The 3,203-nt window shown below is 29.8% G+C and carries 2 protein-coding genes; both read right to left on the minus strand.

Features of this window, described 5'->3' with window-relative positions:
• A partial coding sequence (locus tag AC1DWN_RS31020; protein ID WP_477562712.1) for a UvrD-helicase domain-containing protein occupies window positions 1-1,567 on the minus strand: 1,567 nt, incomplete at its 3' end.
• A partial coding sequence (locus AC1DWN_RS31025; RefSeq protein ID WP_477562713.1) for an ATP-dependent nuclease occupies window positions 1,549-3,203 on the minus strand: 1,655 nt, incomplete at its 5' end. The genes AC1DWN_RS31025 and AC1DWN_RS31020, both read right to left, overlap by 19 nt.

The following is a 3,203-nucleotide window of genomic DNA, read 5'->3' on the forward strand; positions in this document are numbered from 1 at the left end:
CCCTATTATAAACATATTCATTCTCTTTAACGAATCTATTAAAACTATCATCCTTTTTACATAATCTATATTTATTAGCATATTGAATTACTTGTTCAATACTTGAATTACTCATCTTTTCAATCTGTAATACGATCTCGTTTATCTCGATTTTATCTTCAATTGATCGAATTTGAAATTCTGTTCTTCTGATAAATTCATTATATAACTTTTCTCTATACAACTGAACAACACCTTGGATCTTAAAGAGATGCTTTATTAACGGGTCTCTTTTAGATCCTGCTCTATTTCCATCATCTACATCTTGTTTTTTATCATCAATTAGCATGTCTTTAGTTAAATAAATTCTTTTCACTTGTGAATATGGTAGATCTTTTAACTCATCGTAAAGAGCATTATGAACGGGATTTTCTGTGATAAGAGCTTTTATTAGTTTCTGCTTATTTGTTAATTTTACAAGGTCTACAACTTGATCAAATGTATACTCCTCTTCTTCAAATTTTATATTTTTTTCCTTTATTTTATTTCTAATCTTATTTTTCAGAACAATTATTGGATCCTTATCATAAATCTCCATTAATTCTGGAAAGCCGGCTTTTGGTGCTATTAGATTATGAGTAAGGTACAATTCTTTAGTTTGTTTAGTATCATCAAAGTTCCAATTATTGAAGTATCCCAACTTCTTTATTTGGTCAAGGTTTAGGTCATTATTTAAAGAGTATAAAAATTTTATATTCCCTTCTTGAATACTCCCCTCACTCATATTTGGTGCATTATGGTCATTAGATGGCTCTTGAACCAACCCATCGTTTCTTAATTTATTGGCAAGTTCAATAACTAGTCGTGGATTTCTGCGATTTTGTTTTTTCCTAACTTCTTGTACTTCCTGAGACTCAATGTATTTTCTTAGATCACCGATGCCTTCATCATAGATGGATTGCATTGAATCCCCAAACAATCCTATTGTGCATTTTTTTTTACTTTTCTTTAGATGTTCTAAGAATATCTCAATAACGTGTGGGTTTGTATCTTGATATTCGTCTATGAAGATAAATCTATACTTATCTTTTAATATATCGCAGAGCAAAGGATAAGTTTTGTACATAAAGTTGGCCAATTCTAGTACTTCATCATGCGATATAATTCCTTCATTAATACGTGTATATTCCTTATACTGAATACCATTATCAAAAGCATTAAAATACCCTGCATCATTATTAATGCCTTCCGGGCTTACAATTTTTGAATGCTCCTCATTAATAAGAGTTAATAAACTCTTCTTTAAATCTTTTTGAAAAGTCTTAATACTTTCCCACAAAAAATCATGAATAGTAGTTACGTATAAGTTAGCATGATCTACTCTTTCTTTTATTTCTTTTACAGCAGCATTTGTATAAGTAATACATGCTACTTTCGACACCGGATTATCCCTAATGGCTTCCCCTATGACCTGCACTAGTGAATATGTTTTACCACTACCAGCACCACCACTTAATAGGAAGTTATTCCCTTTCGCAATAAGTTCAAGAATCTGCGTGACTTCAATTTCTAACTGTTTTTCAACCATATTAATCCTTCCTTTATGTATCCAGGTATTTCCCAATTACAATATTTCTTATTACCTTCCTCTATACTATGTAATAATATCTCCATAGCGAAAGATGGCTTTTTATCTATACATTTTTCAGCCAAAAAATAAGCGTCGTTTTTTTCATCATCAAAATAGTCAATATTTTTCAAACTCTGAAATTTTATTTTATTATCTAATATGAATTGTCTATTCAAATGAAAGAAAGAGTCCTCAAAGCTTCTTGCATGGTATTCTAATTCTTTTGAATTTTTTTCTGCTGTTTGATAAATAACTAATACATTCCCATTCTTACTTTGTACCCATAACTTAGATTGAGTATCCTTTTGAAGCAACTTATTCTCTAAAGACAATCTTTTATAAAACTCTAAATTATTTTGTTCACTTGTTGACTGAATAATCAACTCACTAGCAGCTGCTGCTTCTGTTCTAATATATTGTTGATATTTTGAAGGATTAATAAAATACTTTAAAGATGCATTCGTAGTTGTGTATGCTTCGCTATCTGAAACCTTACATTTTTTATCTGAATTTCTTTTTACTCCATCTTTTACTTCAACTACTTTTTTGGCAGAGTCTATATCTGTAATAATCAATGATCTAACCCCAATAAAAGCAATGAATTTTTCAAAGATATGAGAATACGCTCCTACCTCTATAATAGATATATTTTGAGAAAGTAAAGGATTACCACTGCCTTCTTGATCAATTTTTTTCATCATAGCAGGTAACAATAACCGTTCAGTATCACCCTCAATAAAAATAGCCTTATCAGCGAAGAATAATTCGGATCGATGCAGTGTTAAATATTGCTTTAGAAATTTGTAATTATTAATTTCTCCATCCTTCTCATATTCTTTATGTAAATCCTTTAGGTTTTTGGCAATAACTCTGTTATTATCGGTTTTATAGAAGTATTTAATATCGTCGAATTCACTCTCTGAAGTGATGTGACATGAATGTGTTGAAATAATGGTTTGTAAATTAAATGGCTTACCATCCTCTCCCTTACTAGCATCTCTCAAAATGTCTTTTATATTTTTAATAAATATGTATTGCATTTGTGGATGAGTGTGAGCTTCGGGTTCTTCAATAAAAAGTAAATTGATTTCAGCTGATAGCTCGTTCACTTTATTGTCATTTCTAAAATCACTCAAGAGCAATTCGATTTCAAAAATCATACTTATTAAATTTAAGTAACCCAACCCATTAAAATTTTCAGGCAATGAATGTTCTCCATGATGATCATACATTACAGTTGTATTGTCTTTTAGTAGTTCCTTGTGGTTTAATGTAGACTCTATTTTAATCATTGAGTCTCCTTCATTAATACCGCCAAACCGTCCTACCTTCTCAATTATTTTCCCAAATAATCCACTGTAAATTTTATTTAAACTGGTGTCTGTTTTACTTAGGGCCGATTTAAAATCACGTATTATGTCTGACTCGTTTTCTTTTTCTTCATTTTTCTCGTAATATTTTGAAGATAGATATGATAACGTTCTGTCCGAGTCAATATTTGATACATTCCTTTTAGCATTAATCATTTTAAAATTAATTATTTTATCTAGTGATATTTTTTCTTTTAATAAATCAATATATTCATCATCATTGG

The organism is Paenibacillus sp. P4_A7 (assembly GCF_056402455.1).